11 protein-coding genes are annotated in these 17,098 nt (G+C 65.4%); all 11 read right to left on the reverse strand.

Translation table 11 applies throughout. From position 1 onward, the window contains the following. Nucleotides 1-6: 6 nt before the first annotated feature. The 11 genes from rplB to rpoB all read right to left on the reverse strand — a co-directional run bounded on the left by rplB (nt 7) and on the right by rpoB (nt 16,792). Entirely contained in the window at nt 7-834 is an 828-nt protein-coding gene (rplB, locus tag JHW38_RS09715) for a 50S ribosomal protein L2 (RefSeq protein WP_207525730.1), read from the reverse strand. Nucleotides 835-844: 10 nt separating this feature from the next. Then, on the reverse strand, nt 845-1,141 hold the full coding sequence (gene rplW, locus JHW38_RS09720; protein ID WP_206411188.1) for a 50S ribosomal protein L23: 297 nt from the start codon (nt 1,139-1,141) through the stop codon (nt 845-847). After that, complete coding sequence (rplD, locus tag JHW38_RS09725) at nt 1,138-1,743, reverse strand: 50S ribosomal protein L4 (RefSeq protein ID WP_207525731.1); 606 nt, start codon at nt 1,741-1,743, stop codon at nt 1,138-1,140. Before rplD ends, rplW begins: the two co-directional genes overlap by 4 nt. 12 nt (nt 1,744-1,755) lie before the next feature. Beyond that, nucleotides 1,756-2,409: a 50S ribosomal protein L3 gene (rplC, locus tag JHW38_RS09730; RefSeq protein WP_057948555.1), complete on the reverse strand. Its 654-nt coding sequence runs from the start codon at nt 2,407-2,409 to the stop codon at nt 1,756-1,758. Between the two features lie 10 nt (nt 2,410-2,419). Then, nucleotides 2,420-2,731 carry a 30S ribosomal protein S10 gene (gene rpsJ, locus JHW38_RS09735; protein ID WP_022968186.1) on the reverse strand — a complete coding sequence of 104 codons (312 nt, stop codon included), beginning with the start codon at nt 2,729-2,731 and terminating at the stop codon, nt 2,420-2,422. A gap of 555 nt (nt 2,732-3,286) precedes the next feature. Beyond that, nucleotides 3,287-4,477, reverse strand: coding sequence for an elongation factor Tu (gene tuf / locus JHW38_RS09740; protein ID WP_057948556.1), 1,191 nt, complete (start codon nt 4,475-4,477; stop codon nt 3,287-3,289). Between the two features lie 167 nt (nt 4,478-4,644). After that, a complete protein-coding gene (gene fusA, locus JHW38_RS09745; protein ID WP_207525732.1) occupies nt 4,645-6,765 on the reverse strand; it encodes an elongation factor G in 2,121 nt (706 codons plus the stop codon). 139 nt (nt 6,766-6,904) lie between these two features. Next, a complete protein-coding gene (rpsG, locus tag JHW38_RS09750; protein WP_074873725.1) occupies nt 6,905-7,372 on the reverse strand; it encodes a 30S ribosomal protein S7 in 468 nt (155 codons plus the stop codon). Between the two features lie 80 nt (nt 7,373-7,452). Then, on the reverse strand, nt 7,453-7,827 hold the full coding sequence (gene rpsL, locus JHW38_RS09755; protein WP_207525733.1) for a 30S ribosomal protein S12: 375 nt from the start codon (nt 7,825-7,827) through the stop codon (nt 7,453-7,455). Nucleotides 7,828-8,266: 439 nt separating this feature from the next. Then, nucleotides 8,267-12,490, reverse strand: coding sequence for a DNA-directed RNA polymerase subunit beta' (gene rpoC, locus JHW38_RS09760; protein ID WP_207525734.1), 4,224 nt, complete (start codon nt 12,488-12,490; stop codon nt 8,267-8,269). Nucleotides 12,491-12,628: 138 nt separating this feature from the next. Next, entirely contained in the window at nt 12,629-16,792 is a 4,164-nt protein-coding gene (gene rpoB, locus JHW38_RS09765) for a DNA-directed RNA polymerase subunit beta (protein ID WP_207525735.1), read from the reverse strand. Nucleotides 16,793-17,098: the final 306 nt, after the last annotated feature.

The raw sequence follows: 17,098 nt of genomic DNA on the forward strand, positions 1-17,098 counted from the left end.
GGCCGATTAACCCCTGCGATCGCGCACGATGAATTGCGTGGTGCGCTTGTTCTTGCGCGTCTTGTAACCCTTGGTCGGAACACCCCACGGGGTGACCGGATGCGGGTTGCCCTGGCCAGCCTTCGCCTCGCCGCCACCGTGCGGGTGATCGACGGGGTTCATGGCGGCGCCGCGGACGGTCGGCTTGATGCCGCGCCAACGCTTGGCGCCGGCCTTGCCGAGCTTCTCGAGGCTGTGCTCGTCGTTGCCGACTTCGCCAATGGTGGCGCGGCACTCGACCGGCACCTTGCGCATTTCGCCGGAGCGAAGACGCAGCGTGGCGTAGCCCTGCTCGCGAGCGACCAGGTAGGCGCTGGCGCCGGCCGCACGGGCCAGCTGGGCGCCCTTGCCCGGCTTCATCTCGACGCAGCACACGGTCGAACCGACCGGCACGTTGCTCAGCGGCAGCGTGTTGCCCACCTTGATGGGCGCGTCGCGGCCGGCGATGACCTGATCGCCGTCCTTCAGGCCCTTCGGGGCGATGATGTAACGGCGCTCGCCATCGACGTAGCACAGCAGCGCGATGTGCGCGGTGCGGTTGGGATCGTATTCGATCCGCTCCACGCGCGCCGGAATGCCTTCCTTGTCGCGCTTGAAGTCGATGATGCGGTAGTGCTGCTTGTGACCGCCGCCGATGTGGCGGGTGGTGATGCGGCCATGGTGGTTACGACCGCCGGTCTTGCTCTGCTTTTCGATCAGGGCCGCGTGCGGCGCGCCCTTGTGCAGGCCCGGGGTCACGACGCGGACCGCATTGCGGCGGCCGGCGGAAGTGGGCTTGAAAGTCATCAATGCCATGGGTCTTTCCTCAGGCCTTGGCCATCACGTCGATCGACTGGCCGTCGGCCAGCTTCACGTACGCCTTGCGCCAGTCGCCGCGGCGGCCCATGCGGTTACGGAAGGCCTTGTTCTTGCCCTTCACGTTGACCACATTGACGGCCTCGACCTTGACGTCGAACAGCTTTTCCACGGCGACCTTGATGTCGGCCTTGGTGGCTTCGTTCGAGACTTCGAAGACGTATTGGTTGGAAACTTCCTGCAGACGGGCGGTCTTTTCGGACACGCGCGGCGCGCGGATGATGCTGTAGAGCTTGGCGTCGTTCATGCCAGCCACTCCTCGATCTTCTTGACCGCATCGCTGGTGAGCACGACCGAGTCGGCGCCGACGAGGGCGACCGGATCCAGGCCCTGGACATCACGCACTTCGACGTACGGCAGGTTGCGGGCCGAGAGGTACAGGTTCTCGGTGGCCTCTTCGGTGACGATCAGCGGACGGCGGCCGACTTCCAGGCTCTTGAGCTTTTCGATCAGGCCCTTGGTCTTCGGCGCGTCGATGTCGAAGCTCTCGACGACCTTGATGCGGCCCTGGCGGTTCAGCTCGGACAGGATCGCGGCGATCGCGGCGCGGTACATCTTGCGGTTGACCTTCTGCGCGAAGCTGCGCGGCTTGGCCGCGAAGGTCACGCCGCCGCCGACGAAGATCGGAGCGGTCAGAGCGCCGTGACGGGCGCCGCCGCCCTTCTGCTTCTTCGACTTCTTGGTGGTGCCGTTGACTTCGGAGCGGGTCTTCTGGGCCTTGGTGCCCGAACGACCGGCGTTGCGATAGGCGACGACGACCTGGTGGACCAGATCTTCGCTGAATTCGCGGCCGAAGATCTCGTCGGAGACCGACAGAGTCTTGGTGCTGTTGTTGATGGCGAGTTCCATCGTCATCTCTCCTTATGCCTTGCTCGAGGGACGGACGATCACGTCGCCACCCGGCGCGCCCGGCACCGCGCCCTTGATCGCGATCAGGCCGCGCTCGGCGTCGACCTTGACCACTTCAAGACGCTGGGTGCTCTGCTGGACGGCGCCCATGTGGCCGGACATCTTCTTGCCCGGGAAAACTCGGCCCGGCGTCTGGCGCTGGCCGATGGAGCCCGGCGAACGGTGCGACAGCGAGTTACCGTGCGTCGCGTCGCCCATGCGGAAGTTCCAGCGCTTGATCGTGCCCTGGAAGCCCTTGCCCTTGGTGACGCCCTGGACGTCGACCAGCTGGCCGGCGCTGAAGATGTCGGCCTTGATTTCGCCGCCGACTTCGAACGCGCCGATCTGGTCGGCTTCCACGCGCAGCTCCCACAGGCCGCGACCGGCTTCGACCTTCGCCTTGGCGAGGTGACCGGCTTCGGGCTTGTTGACGAGCGCGGCGCGGCGCACGCCGACCGTCACCTGCACGGCGCTGTAGCCGTCGGTGTCTTCGGTCTTGATCTGGGTAATGCGGTTCGGAGTGGCCTCGATGAGGGTCACCGGAACCGACTTGCCGTCTTCGGTGAAGAAACGGCTCATGCCGGCCTTGCGACCGACGATGCCCAACGAATACTTCTTCGCGGTCATAGTGGTTGCCTCAGGTCAGCTTGATCTGGACATCAACGCCAGCCGCGAGTTCGAGCTTCATCAGCGCGTCCACGGTCTTGTCGTTGGGGTCGACGATGTCGAGCACGCGCTTGTGCGTGCGGGTCTCGTACTGGTCGCGCGCGTCCTTGTCGACGTGCGGGGAGACGAGAACGGTGTAGCGCTCGATCTTGGTCGGCAGCGGGATCGGGCCGCGCACTTGCGCGCCGGTCCGCTTGGCCGTTTCGACGATCTCGCTGGCCGAGCGGTCGATCAGACGATGATCGTACGCTTTGAGCCGGATCCGGATCTTTTGGTCCGCCATGAACGGAATTCCTTGGTTGAAAGAGCGACGGGACGGCTTCTGGGTGCGCCGGCCCCACGAAAACGCAAACACTCCAGGGCAACACCCTCGCCCCGGAGCTTCCTTGCCTGGAAAAGCTAAGGCGGCCCGGTTTCCCGGCCCGCCCAGACTGAGCAGAACGCACGAAAGGCCCCGTTACTGTTCCTTGGTTGCCAGAAGGCCCGGAACGTACGGAGCTGCCGTGCGACATATCCCTGTCTGGCGAATACGAGGGACGTCCTGTTCCTCATTTCGCTGGTTGTGCCGGCCCGGAAAAAACAGGGCTGGCACGGTGGTCGCGCATTCTAGCGGCATTAGCGGGGGAGATGCAACACCCCTGCCCTGCGGGATCGCGGACCGGCTCTCGGCGCCGTTCATGGAGCTGAGGAGCCTGAAAAAAGCCGCGGCGGCCAGATGGCCGCCGCGGGATCTTTTCGCCTGAGACTTCGGAGCGGAGTCCTCGTCTCTGGGTCCCCGCTTGCGCGGGGATGACGATTCGGCAAAGCCGTGCGCGCTATGCGCGCACGGGCCGAATCGTCACTTGACGATCTTCGACACCACGCCGGCGCCGACGGTGCGGCCGCCTTCGCGGATCGCGAAGCGCAGGCCTTCGTCCATCGCCACCGGGTTGATCAGCGTGACCACCATCTTCACGTTGTCGCCCGGCATCACCATCTCGACGCCCTCCGGCAGCTGGCACGCGCCGGTGATGTCGGTGGTGCGGAAGTAGAACTGCGGACGGTAGCCCTTGAAGAACGGGGTGTGACGGCCGCCCTCGTCCTTCGACAGCACGTACACTTCGCCTTCGAACTCGGTGTGCGGGGTGATCGAACCCGGCTTGGCCAGCACCTGGCCGCGCTCCACGTCGTCGCGCTTGGTGCCGCGCAGCAGCAGGCCCGCGTTGTCGCCCGCCTGGCCCTGGTCCAGCAGCTTGCGGAACATTTCAACGCCGGTGACCGTGGTCTTCTGGGTCGGACGGATGCCGACGATTTCGATTTCGTCGCCCACCTTGATGATGCCGCGCTCGATACGGCCGGTCACCACGGTGCCGCGGCCCGAGATCGAGAACACGTCTTCCACCGGCATCAGGAACGGCTTGTCGATCGCGCGCTCCGGCTCCGGAATGAAGCTGTCCAGCGCCTCGACCAGCTTGATGATCGCCGGCACGCCGATGTCGCTCTGGTCGCCTTCCAGCGCCAGACGGGCCGAACCGTGGATGATCGGGGTGTCGTCGCCCGGGAACTCGTACTTGCTCAGCAGCTCGCGCACTTCCATCTCGACCAGCTCGAGCAGCTCGGCGTCGTCGACCATGTCGGCCTTGTTCAGGAAAACGACGATGTACGGCACGCCGACCTGACGCGACAGCAGGATGTGCTCGCGGGTCTGCGGCATCGGGCCGTCAGCGGCCGAGCACACCAGGATCGCGCCGTCCATCTGCGCCGCACCCGTGATCATGTTCTTCACGTAGTCGGCGTGGCCCGGGCAGTCCACGTGGGCGTAGTGACGGTTCGGGCTTTCGTACTCGACGTGCGCGGTCGAGATCGTGATGCCGCGAGCCTTCTCTTCCGGCGCCGCGTCGATCGCGTCGTACGCCTTGAATTCGCCACCGAAACGCTCGGCGCCGACCTTGGTCAGAGCGGCCGTCAGCGTGGTCTTGCCGTGGTCGACGTGACCGATCGTGCCGACGTTCACGTGCGGCTTGGTGCGCTCGAATTTACCCTTAGCCATGATTGTCTCTCTTAATTTCTGTGATTCGTGATTCGGGATTCGGGATTGGCGGTCAAAGGCCGCCACCCCTCATCGATCCGTTATTGACCGGCTTCGGCGCGGATTTCGGGAGCGGGTCGGATCCGCTGTTGCGAATCCCGAATCCCAACTCCCGAATCCCTGCCCGATCAGCCGCCCTTCTTGATGACCGTTTCGGCGATGTTGGTCGGCGCTTCGGCGTAATGGTCGAATTCCATCGTGAAGGTCGCGCGGCCCTGGGTCAGCGAACGGATCGTGGTCGCGTAACCGAACATCTCGCCCAACGGCACCATCGCGTTGATGGTCTTGCCCGACGGCGTGTCGTCCTGGCCCTGCAGCAGGCCGCGACGACGGCTCAAGTCGCCCATCACGTCGCCGACGTACTCCTCCGGAGTCACCACTTCGACCTTCATCATCGGCTCCAGCAGGACCGGATCGGCCTTGCGGAAGCCTTCCTTGAAGGCCATCGACGCGGCGAGCTTGAACGCCATTTCCGACGAGTCGACGTCGTGGTACGAACCGAACACGAGCTTGACCTTCACGCCCACGACCGGGAAGCCGGCCAGCGGACCGCTGGTGATGGTCTCGCGCAGGCCCTTCTCGACCGCCGGGATGAATTCCTTCGGAATCACGCCGCCGGTGATGTCGTTGACGAACAGGAAATCGTTCTCGACGTCCTCGTTGGCCTTGTCCTTCTCGTTCATCGGCGACAGCTCGATCACGACGTGACCGTACTGGCCCTTACCGCCGGACTGCTTGGCGTGCTTGTAGTCCGACTTGACGTCCGACTTGCGGATCGTCTCGCGGTACGCCACCTGCGGCTTGCCGACGTTGGCTTCGACGTTGAACTCGCGCTTCATGCGGTCGACGAGGATGTCCAGGTGCAACTCGCCCATGCCGGCGATGATGGTCTGGCCCGATTCTTCGTCGGTGCGCACGCGGAACGAAGGATCTTCCTGCGCCAGGCGGCCCAGGGCGATGCCCATCTTTTCCTGGTCCGACTTGGTCTTCGGTTCGACCGCCATCGAGATGACGGGCTCCGGGAAGATCATGCGTTCCAGGGTGATGATGTGATCCTGCGCGCACAGCGTGTCGCCGGTGGTCACGTCCTTCAGGCCCACGGCCGCGGCGATGTCGCCAGCGCGGACTTCCTTGATTTCGTCGCGCTGGTTGGCGTGCATCTGCAGGATGCGGCCGACGCGCTCCTTGCGCGACTTGACCGGGTTGTACACCTGGTCGCCCGAGTTCAGCACGCCCGAGTAGACGCGGAAGAAGGTCAGCGAACCCACGAACGGGTCGGTCATGATCTTGAACGCCAGCGCCGAGAACGGCTCGGAATCCGAGGCCTTGCGGCTGTCTTCCTTTTCGTTCTCGTCGATGCCCTGCACCGGCGGACGATCCGACGGCGACGGCAGCAGGTTGATCACGCCGTCGAGCATGGCCTGCACGCCCTTGTTCTTGAACGCCGAGCCGCAGAACACCGGCACGATCTCGACCTTCAGGGTGCGCTCGCGCAGACCGGCGATGATCTCGGCTTCGGTCAGCTCTTCGCCGCCCAGGTACTTCTCCATGAACTCTTCCGAGGCTTCCGCCGCGGCTTCGATCATGAAGCCGCGGGCTTCCTCGGCCTTGGCCTGGAGTTCGGCCGGGATGTCGCGGTATTCGAACTTGGTGCCCTGCGAGGCGACGTCCCAATGGATCGCCTTCATCTTCAGCAGGTCGACCACGCCCTCGAAGCCGTCTTCGGCGCCGATCGGCACCTGCATCGGAACGGCGTACGCGCCCAGGCGCGCCTTCAGCTGTTCGACGACCTTGTCGAAGTTGGCGCCGGTGCGGTCCATCTTGTTGACGAACGCCATGCGCGGCACCGAGTACTTGTTGGCCTGGCGCCAAACGGTCTCGGACTGCGGCTGCACGCCGCCGACGGCGCACAGCACGAACACCGCGCCGTCGAGCACGCGCAGCGAGCGCTCGACTTCGATGGTGAAGTCGACGTGTCCGGGGGTATCGATGATGTTGAAGCGGTGCTCGGGCAGCGACTTGTCCATGCCCTTCCAGAACGCGGTGGTCGCGGCGGAAGTGATGGTGATGCCGCGTTCCTGCTCCTGCTCCATCCAGTCCATCGTCGCGGCACCTTCGTGCACTTCGCCGATCTTGTGGCTGACGCCGGTGTAGAACAGGATGCGTTCGGACGTGGTGGTCTTGCCGGCATCGATGTGGGCCATGATGCCGAAGTTGCGGTAACGCTCGATGGGAGTGGTGCGAGCCACGGGACCCTCTCGTAAGTTTTCGAATTCCAGATGGCCGGACGCCGCCTCGTGGGCGGCCTCCGGTTCGCTAGGCGGCCGTCAGCCGCCGCGGCAACATCTCATGCGGATGTTGCGGAAGCCCTGTCGCCAGGGCTTGCGATCACCAGCGGTAGTGAGCGAACGCGCGGTTCGCTTCCGCCATGCGGTGGGTTTCTTCGCGCTTCTTGATCGCCGCGCCGCGGTTCTCGGAAGCGTCGAGCAGCTCGGCGGCCAGCTTGCGCGGCATCGAGCTTTCGCCGCGCTTGCGCGCGGAGTCGATCAGCCAGCGCATCGCCAGGGCCATGCGGCGCGAGGAGCGCACTTCGACCGGCACCTGGTAGGTGGCGCCGCCGACGCGGCGGGACTTCACTTCGACCGACGGGGAAACGTTGGTCAGCGCCTTTTCGACCAGCTCGAGGGCGTTCGGATTCTTCTCGCCGATGACGTCCATCGCGCCGTAGACGATCTTCTCGGCGACCGACTTCTTGCCGCTCTGCATGACCATATTGATGAAACGCGCGATCGTTTCGCTGCCGTGCTTGGGATCGGGCAGGATCGAACGCTGCGGGGCGGAGCCTTTACGCGACATGGTGCGTACCTATTCTCGTGATTCTTGAACGTGCGTGATTGCGGGTGGCGGCGCCTGCGGCGCGCCGGGCATCGACGCGATTAGGACTTCGGACGCTTGGCGCCGTACTTGGAACGGCCCTGGCGGCGCTTGGCGACGCCGGCGGCGTCGAGCGAGCCGCGCACGGTGTGGTAGCGCACGCCCGGCAGGTCCTTCACGCGGCCGCCGCGGATCAGCACGACCGAGTGCTCCTGCAGGTTGTGGCCTTCGCCGCCGATGTACGAAATGATTTCGTACCCGTTGGTCAGGCGCACCTTGGCGACCTTGCGCAGAGCCGAGTTCGGCTTCTTCGGGGTGGTGGTGTACACGCGGGTGCAGACGCCGCGACGCTGCGGGCAGTTGGCGAGCGCCGGCGAGGTGCTCTTGTACGTGGTCGCCTGCCGCGGCTTGCGGACGAGCTGATTGATGGTTGCCATCTGGAACTCTTGTTTAAGGGCCGGGCGGCCGCTTCGTGAGAAACGAACGGCAAGCCGAAACCACCCGACCTGCCGAGACGAAAAAGTATAGCCCGCGCTTAACGTTTCCGTCAACGCAGGCAGCGCGAACAGGCGAAACCGACACCCGGAGGCGGCAGTTTCGTTTCCTTATTCGATGATCCCGCCCTGCCCTGGGCCGAACACTAGGCACTCCCTGTGCCTAATTTCGTGATCTGGGATTTCGACCCATAGGGTCCAATCCGGTCGGCGAGTCTAGCACGTTTTGCCAGACTTGCCAGCCCCACAGCGACCCGCCGTCCCCGTTCATGCGGGTCCGCGGCAACGGATGGAGCAAAAAAGAGGCGGGCATCGCTGCCCGCCTCGGTAGTGCCGCTTCGGCGCCGGCCCGGCCTGACGGCCGGACCGGAGCGCGAATCGCTTACTCGGCGTCGTCGCCGGCGACCGTCTCGACCGGAGCCGGAGCCTCGACCGCCGCGCTCACCGGACCGGCCAGCGCTTCCATCTCCGAGTCGGTCAGGCCCGACGCGTTCTTGCGGCGCTGGCTGTGGTACGCCAGGCCGGTACCGGCCGGGATCAGGCGACCGACGATCACGTTCTCCTTGAGGCCGCGCAGGTTGTCGCGGGTGCCGCGCACGGCCGCCTCGGTCAACACGCGGGTGGTCTCCTGGAACGAAGCCGCCGAGATGAACGACTCGGTCGCCAGCGAGGCCTTGGTGATGCCGAGCAGGACCGGGTCGTACTTGGCCAGGATCTCGCTGCGGGCCTGCAGACGCACGTTCTCCTCGATCAGGCGCTGACGCTCGACCTGTTCGCCGTTGAGGAACTTGCTGTCGCCGCCGTCGACGATCTCGACCTTGCGCAGCATCTGGCGAACGATCACCTCGATGTGCTTGTCGTTGATCTTCACGCCCTGCAGGCGGTAGACGTCCTGGATTTCCTTGGTCAGGTAGACCGCCAGCGGCTCCACGCCCAGCAGGCGCAGGATGTCCTGCGGGCTCGGCTCGCCGTCCACGACCGTCTCGCCCTTCTCCACGTGCTCGCCTTCGAACACGATGATCTGGCGGTACTTCGGGATCAGCTCTTCGTGCTCCTCGCCGTCCGCCTGCTTGATGATCAGGCGCTGCTTGCCCTTGGTGTCCTTGCCGAAGCTGACGATGCCCGAGACTTCGGCCAGGATCGCCGGATCCTTCGGCTTGCGCGCTTCGAACAAGTCGGCCACGCGCGGCAGACCGCCGGTGATGTCGCGGGTCTTGGACGCTTCCTGCGGGATCTTGGCGACCACGTCGCCGACGCCGACCGGCGCGCCGTCCTGCAGGTTGACGATCGAGCGCGGCGGCAGCAGGTACTGCGCCGGCAGGTCGGTACCCGGGATCGACAGGTCCTTGCCGTTCTTGTCGACGATGCGCACGATCGGACGCAGGTCCTTGCCCTGCGAGCCGCGACGCTTGGGATCGGTGATCTCGCGCGAGGCCAGGCCGGTCAGTTCGTCGGTCTTCTCGATCACGGTCACGCCATCGACGAAGTCGATGAAGCGCACGAAACCGGCGACTTCCGAAACGATCGGGTGGTTGTGCGGATCCCAGTTCGCGACCGTGTTGCCGGCCTTGATCTCGGCGCCATCGCGGAAGTTGATGGTCGCGCCGTACGGGATCTTGTAGCGCTCGCGCTCGCGGCCGTGCGGGTCGAGCACCGACAGTTCGCCCGAACGCGACACCGCGACCAGGTGGCCGCCGGCGTGGGCGACGTGCTTGAGGTTGTTGAACTTCAGCGAACCGGTGGTCTTGACGGTGACGTTGTCGATCGCCGCCGCTCGCGACGCCGCGCCGCCGATGTGGAAGGTACGCATGGTCAGCTGGGTGCCCGGCTCGCCGATCGACTGCGCGGCGACGACGCCGACCGCTTCGCCGTGGTTGACCAGGTGGCCGCGGCCGAGGTCGCGGCCGTAGCAGCGCGCGCACACGCCGAAGCTGCTTTCGCAGGTGATGGTCGAGCGCACCTTGATCGACTGGACGCTGGCGTCCTCGAGCTTCTGCACCCAGGCTTCGTCGAGCAGGGTGTTGCGGGTGACGATCGGTTCCTCGTCGTTGCCCGGCAGGAACACGTCCTCGGCCACGACGCGGCCCAGCACGCGGTCGCGCAGCGGTTCGACCACGTCGCCGCCTTCGACGATCGGGGTCATGGTCAGACCCTCGACGGTGCCGCAGTCGGTTTCGGTGATGACCACGTCCTGGGCGACGTCGACCAGACGGCGGGTCAGGTAACCCGAGTTCGCGGTCTTCAGCGCGGTATCCGCCAGGCCCTTACGGGCGCCGTGGGTCGAGATGAAGTACTGCAGAACGTTCAGGCCTTCGCGGAAGTTCGCGGTGATCGGCGTCTCGATGATCGAGCCGTCCGGACGCGCCATCAGGCCGCGCATGCCGGCGAGCTGACGGATCTGCGCCTGCGAACCGCGCGCGCCGGAGTCGGCCATGATGTAGATCGAGTTCATCGACTTCTGCGGGACCATCTCGCCCTTGGCGTTGGCCACGGTGTCGGTGCCGATCGCGTCCATCATCGCCTTGGCCACGCGCTCGTTGGTGCGCGACCAGATGTCGACGACCTTGTTGTAGCGCTCGCCCGCGGTGACCAGACCGGACTGGTACTGCTGCTGGATTTCCAGCACTTCCGATTCGGCCTCGGCCAGGATGCCCTTCTTCTCGCCCGGGATGATCATGTCGTCGATGCCGATCGACACGCCGGCGCGGGTCGCGTAACCGAAGCCGGTGTACATCAGGCGGTCGGCGAACACGACCGTGTCCTTCAGCCCCAGCATGCGGTAGCAGGAGTTGATCAGGCGGCTGATGTTCTTCTTGGTCAGCTCGGTGTTGGCCAGCGCGTACGGCAGGCCGTCCGGCAGGATCTCGCGCAGCAGCGCGCGGCCGACGGTGGTGTCGACGACCGAGGTCTTCTGCGAGCGGGTGCCGTCTTCGGCGATCACGGTCTCGGTGATGCGGACCTTCACCTTGGCGTGCAGCTGCACGACTCGGTTGTCGTAGGCGCGCTTGACTTCGGCCACGTTGGCGAACGCCATGCCCTCGCCCGCCTTGTTCTCCAGGGCGCGGGTCATGTAGTACAGGCCGAGCACGACGTCCTGCGACGGCACGATGATCGGCTCGCCGTTGGCCGGCGACAGGATGTTGTTCGACGCCATCATCAGCGCGCGCGCTTCCAGCTGGGCCTCGAGGCTCAGCGGGACGTGCACGGCCATCTGGTCGCCGTCGAAGTCGGCGTTGAACGCGGTGCAGACCAGCGGGTGCAGCTGGATCGCCTTGCCTTCGATCAGCACCGGCTCGAACGCCTGGATGCCCAGGCGGTGCAGGGTCGGCGCGCGGTTCAGCAGCACCGGATGCTCGCGGATCACCTCTTCGAGGATGTCCCAGACTTCCGCTTCTTCGCGCTCGACCAGCTTCTTGGCGGCCTTGATCGTGGTGGCCAGGCCGCGGCGCTGCAGCTTGGCGAAGATGAAGGGCTTGAACAGCTCCAGCGCCATCTTCTTCGGCAGGCCGCACTCGTGCAGGCGCAGGGTCGGGCCGACCACGATGACCGAACGGCCCGAGTAGTCCACGCGCTTGCCGAGCAGGTTCTGGCGGAACCGGCCCTGCTTGCCCTTGATCATGTCGGCGAGCGACTTGAGCGGGCGCTTGTTGGTGCCGGTGATGGCGCGGCCGCGGCGGCCGTTGTCCATCAGGGCGTCGACCGATTCCTGCAGCATGCGCTTCTCGTTGCGCACGATGATGTCGGGCGCATTGAGTTCGAGCAGGCGGCGCAGGCGGTTGTTGCGGTTGATGACGCGGCGGTACAGGTCGTTCAGATCCGAGGTCGCGAAGCGGCCGCCTTCCAGCGGCACCAGCGGGCGCAGATCCGGCGGCAGCACCGGCAGCACGGTCATGACCATCCACTCCGGACGGTTGCCGGACTCGAGGAAGGCTTCGACCAGCTTGATCCGCTTGGTCAGGCGCTTGAGCTTGGTCTCGCTGTTGGTCGAGGCGATCTCCTCGCGCAGCTGCAGCATTTCGGCCTGCAGGTCGATGGTGCGCAGCAGGTCGTAGACCGCCTCGGCGCCCATCGCGGCTTCGAAGTCGTCGCCGTGTTCCTGGCGCGCCTGCAGGTACTGCTCCTCGGTGAGCAGGTTGCCGCGTTCCATCGGGGTCAGGCCCGGCTCGGTGACCACGTACGCTTCGAAGTACAGGATGCGCTCGATGTCGCGCAGGGTCATGTCCAGCATCAGGCCGATGCGCGAGGGCAGCGACTTGAGGAACCAGATGTGCGCGACCGGCGACGCCAGGTCGATGTGGCCCATGCGCTCGCGGCGGACCTTGGCCAGGGTGACCTCGGTGCCGCACTTCTCGCACACCACGCCGCGGTGCTTCATGCGCTTGTACTTGCCGCACAGGCACTCGTAGTCCTTGATCGGCCCGAAGATCGCGGCGCAGAACAGGCCGTCGCGCTCGGGCTTGAAGGTACGGTAGTTGATGGTTTCCGGCTTCTTCACTTCGCCGAACGACCACGAACGCACCAGGTCCGGGGAGGCCAGGGCGATCTTGATCGCGTCGAAGTCCAGCGCGGGACGCTGCTGGTTGAAGAGATTGAGCAAGTCTTTCATTTCTTTACTCCAATCGGAGGAATTCGGCAGGCGGGGAGCAACAGCGGGGAAAGAAGCGGGGATGGGGGATGGGGAACTGCGGGTAGCGCCAGGCGCCGGATTCCCTCAGTCCCCTAACCCCGATCCCTAATCCCGCTCTTAGTTCTCTTCCAGCTCCATGTTGATAGCCAGCGAACGGATTTCCTTGACCAACACGTTGAACGATTCCGGCATGCCGGCGACCATTTCGTACTCGCCGTCGACGATGTTCTTGTACATCTGGTTGCGGCCCTGCACGTCGTCGGACTTCACCGTCAGCATTTCCTGCAGGGTGTAGGCCGCGCCGTAGGCTTCCAGCGCCCAGACTTCCATTTCGCCGAAACGCTGGCCGCCGAACTGCGCCTTGCCGCCCAGCGGCTGCTGGGTGACGAGCGAGTACGGACCGGTCGAGCGCGCGTGCATCTTGTCGTCGACCAGGTGGTTCAGCTTCAGCATGTGCATGTAGCCGATGGTCACCGGACGCTCGAACGCCTCGCCGGTACGGCCGTCGTGCAGCACGGTCTGGCCGCTGCTCGGCAGGTCGGCGAGTTCGAGCATGCGCTTGATCTCCGACTCGGCCGCGCCGTCGAACACCGGCGTCGCCATCGGCACGCCGTCGGTCAGATTGCGGGCCAGACGCAGCAGTTCCTCATCGGTGAACTGCTTCAGGTCGACGCGCTGGCCGTGCACCTTGGTGTCGTGGTTGTAGACGTCGTCGAGGAATTTGCGCAGGTCGGCGATCTTCTGCTGCGCCTCCAGCATGCGCTGGATCTTCTGGCCCAGGCCCTTGGCGGCCCAGCCCAGATGCACTTCGAGGATCTGGCCGATGTTCATACGCGACGGCACGCCGAGCGGGTTCAGCACGATGTCGACGGTCTGGCCGTCGGCCGCGTACGGCATGTCCTCGACCGGAACGATGGTCGAGACCACGCCCTTGTTGCCGTGACGGCCGGCCATCTTGTCGCCCGGCTGGATGCGGCGCTTGACCGCCAGGAACACCTTGACCGTCTTGAGGATGCCCGGAGCCAGGTCGTCGCCCTGGGTGATCTTGGCGCGCTTGTCGGCGAAACGGCGTTCGAATTCCTTGGCGTGAACGTCGATCTGCTTCTGCGCGCGCTCGATCGCCTCGATCGCTTCCTCGTCCTTCATGCGCAGGGTGAACCAGTCGGTGCGCTTGAGGCCGTCGAGCACCAGCGAGGTGACGGTGTCGCCCTTCTTCAGGCTGGCGCCGCCGTTGGCGACCTTGCCGATCAGCTGCGAACGCAGGCGGTCGTAGATCGCCGCTTCGAGGATGCGGAACTGGTCGTCGAAGTCCTTCTTGACCCGGCGGATTTCCGACTCTTCGATCTGGCGGGCGCGCTTGTCCTTCTCGATGCCGTCGCGGGTGAAGACCTGCACGTCGATGACGGTGCCGTCCATGCCCGGCGGCACGCGCAGCGAGCTGTCCTTAACGTCGGAGGCCTTCTCGCCGAAGATCGCGCGCAGCAGCTTCTCTTCCGGAGTCAGCTGCGATTCGCCCTTCGGTGTGACCTTGCCGACCAGGATGTCGCCGGCGCGGACTTCGGCGCCGATGTACACCACGCCCGACTCGTCGAGGCGGTTCAGCGCCTGCTCGGAGACGTTCGGGATGTCGGCGGAGATTTCCTCCGGCCCCAGCTTGGTGTCGCGCGCCGAACAGGTCAGCTCCTCGATGTGGATCGTGGTGTAGCGATCCTCCTCGACCACGCGCTCGGAGAGCAGGATCGAGTCTTCGAAGTTGTAGCCGTTCCACGGCATGAACGCGACCAGCATGTTCTGGCCGAGCGCGAGCTCGCCGATGTCGGTCGAGGGACCGTCGGCCAGCACGTCGCCGCGCGCGATCACGTCGCCCACCTTCACCAGCGGACGCTGGTTGATGCAGGTGTTCTGGTTCGAGCGGGTGTACTTGATGAGGTTGTAGATGTCCACGCCGGCGTCGGTCACCGCGGAGATTTCCTCCTCGTTGACCTTGACCACGATGCGGCCCGCGTCGACCTGCTCGATCACGCCGCCGCGCAGCGCGTTGACGGTCACGCCCGAGTCGCGCGCCACGGCGCGCTCGATGCCGGTGCCGACCAGCGGCTTCTGCGAACGCAGGGTCGGAACGGCCTGGCGCTGCATGTTCGCGCCCATCAGCGCGCGGTTGGCGTCGTCGTGCTCCAGGAACGGAACCAGCGCGGCCGCGACCGACACGGTCTGCATCGGCGAGACGTCCATGAAGTGGATCTCGCTCGGCGGCTTGAGCAGGGTTTCGCCCTGGAAGCGGCAGGCGACGAACTGGGCGGTGATCATGCCCTTGTCGTCCTGCGGCGCGTTGGCCTGGGCGATGACGTACTCGTTCTCCTCGATCGCCGACAGGAACTCGACGTCCTCGGTGACCTTGCCGTCCACGACCTTGCGGTACGGCGTCTCGAGGAAGCCGTACTTGTTGGTGCGGGCGAACACCGCCAGCGAGTTGATCAGGCCGATGTTGGGGCCTTCAGGCGTTTCGATGGTGCAGACGCGGCCGTAATGGGTCGGGTGCACGTCGCGCACTTCGAAGCCGGCGCGCTCGCGGGTCAGGCCGCCCGGGCCCAGCGCCGAGACGCGGCGCTTGTGGGTGACTTCCGACAGCGGGTTGTTCTGGTCCATGAACTGCGACAGCTGCGAGGAGCCGAAGAACTCCTTGATCGCGGCGGCCACCGGCTTGGCGTTGATCAGCTCCTGCGGGGTCAGGCCTTCGGATTCGGCCATCGACAGGCGCTCCTTGACCGCGCGCTCGACGCGGACCAGGCCGACGCGGAAGGTGTTCTCGGCCATTTCGCCGACCGAACGCACGCGGCGGTTGCCGAGGTGGTCGATGTCGTCGACCACGCCGCGACCGTTGCGGATCTCGGTCAGGGTGCGGATGACGTCGAGGATGTCCGAGGTGTCGCCCAGCTCGTTGCGCAGGCGCGTGGACTCGTCGTCCTTGCGCTCGGCGAAGTACTTCGCGTCGTACAGCACCGAGGCGCCGGTGGTTTCCTTGCGGCCGATGCGGCGGTTGAACTTCATCCGGCCCACGCCCGACAGGTCGTAGCGCTCGAAGGTGAAGAACAGGTTGTGGAACAGGTTCTGCGCGGCGTCCTTGGTCGGCGGCTCGCCGGGACGCATCATGCGGTAGATCTCGACCAGGGCCTCGAGCTGGGTCTTGGTCGGGTCGATGCGCAGGGTGTTGGAGATGTACGGACCGCGGTCGAGGTCGTTGACCCAGATCGTGCCGATCTGGTCGATGCCGGCCTTGCGGAAGGCCTGCAGGTGGTCTTCGTTGATCTCGTCGTTGGCCGAGGCCAGCGGCTCGCCGGTGCGGGTGTCGACGACGTCGTGCGAGAGGATGCGGCCCATCAGGTAGCTGTCCGGCACGGCCAGGGCGGAGATGCCCGACTGTTCCATCTGCTTGACGTGGCGCGCGGTCACGCGCTTGCCGGCTTCGACGATCACGCGGTCGCCGTCAGCCAGATCGAAGTCCAGGGTTTCGCCGCGCAGGCGCTCGGAGACCAGCTCCCACTGCACGCCCTCGGGCATGATGTGGAAGGTGTTGATCTCGAAGAACTTGTTGAGCATCTCCTCGTTGCCGTAGCCGAGCGCGCGCAGCAGCACGGTGACCGGCAGCTTGCGGCGGCGGTCGATACGGGTGAACACCGCGTCCTTCGGGTCGAACTCGAAGTCCAGCCAGGAGCCGCGGTAGGGGATGATGCGGGCGCTGTACAGCAGCTTGCCCGAGCTGTGGGTCTTGCCGCGGTCGTGGTCGAAGAACACGCCCGGCGAGCGGTGCAGCTGCGAGACGATGACGCGCTCGGTGCCGTTGACGATGAAGGTGCCGTTGTCGGTCATGAGCGGGATTTCGCCCATGTAGACCTCTTGCTCCTTGACGTACTTGATCGCCTTGGTCGAGGACTCGCGGTCGTAGATCACCAGGCGCACGGTCACGCGCAGCGGAGCGCCGTAGGACAGGCCGCGGTTGCGGCATTCGCGCTCGTCGAACACCGGGTCGCCGAGCTTGTAGCCCACGTACTCGAGCGCGGCGTTGCCGCTGTAGCTGGAGATCGGGAACACCGACTTCAGCGCGGCGTGCAGGCCGCGGTCGGCGCGCTTGGCCGGGTCGGTGTGCTCTTGCAGGAATTCGCGATAGGAGTCGACCTGGATCGCGAGCAGGAAGGGAACTTCGAGGATGGACTTGCGCTTGCCGAAGTCCTTGCGGATGCGCTTCTTTTCGGTGAACGAATAGTTCTGGGAAGCTGTGGTCATGGTGAGCTACCGCCTCGATTAGCTAATGGGCCGGGAAAGCCGCGTGCCGGCACCTTCCGGGCGAACCGCGCGTCCGCGGTTCGGGGGACTAATGACTGAATGCAAAAATTGCCAGTGGGAAGTCGCTGGTATTGCCGGCACCAGCACGCCTTCTCCCGCTACTTCCGACTGACAACTCACGACGGGAACGCGGACCGAAAAAAACCTCGAACCGGTCCGGAATGCGCGATCCCGCTACAACGGCCAAAGGCCGGGGGCTTTCGCCCCCAGCCTTCGGTTGGTCGCCAATACCAGCCGGCGACGCAA

This window comes from Lysobacter enzymogenes (genome assembly GCF_017355525.1).
Taxonomy (GTDB): domain Bacteria; phylum Pseudomonadota; class Gammaproteobacteria; order Xanthomonadales; family Xanthomonadaceae; genus Lysobacter; species Lysobacter enzymogenes_C.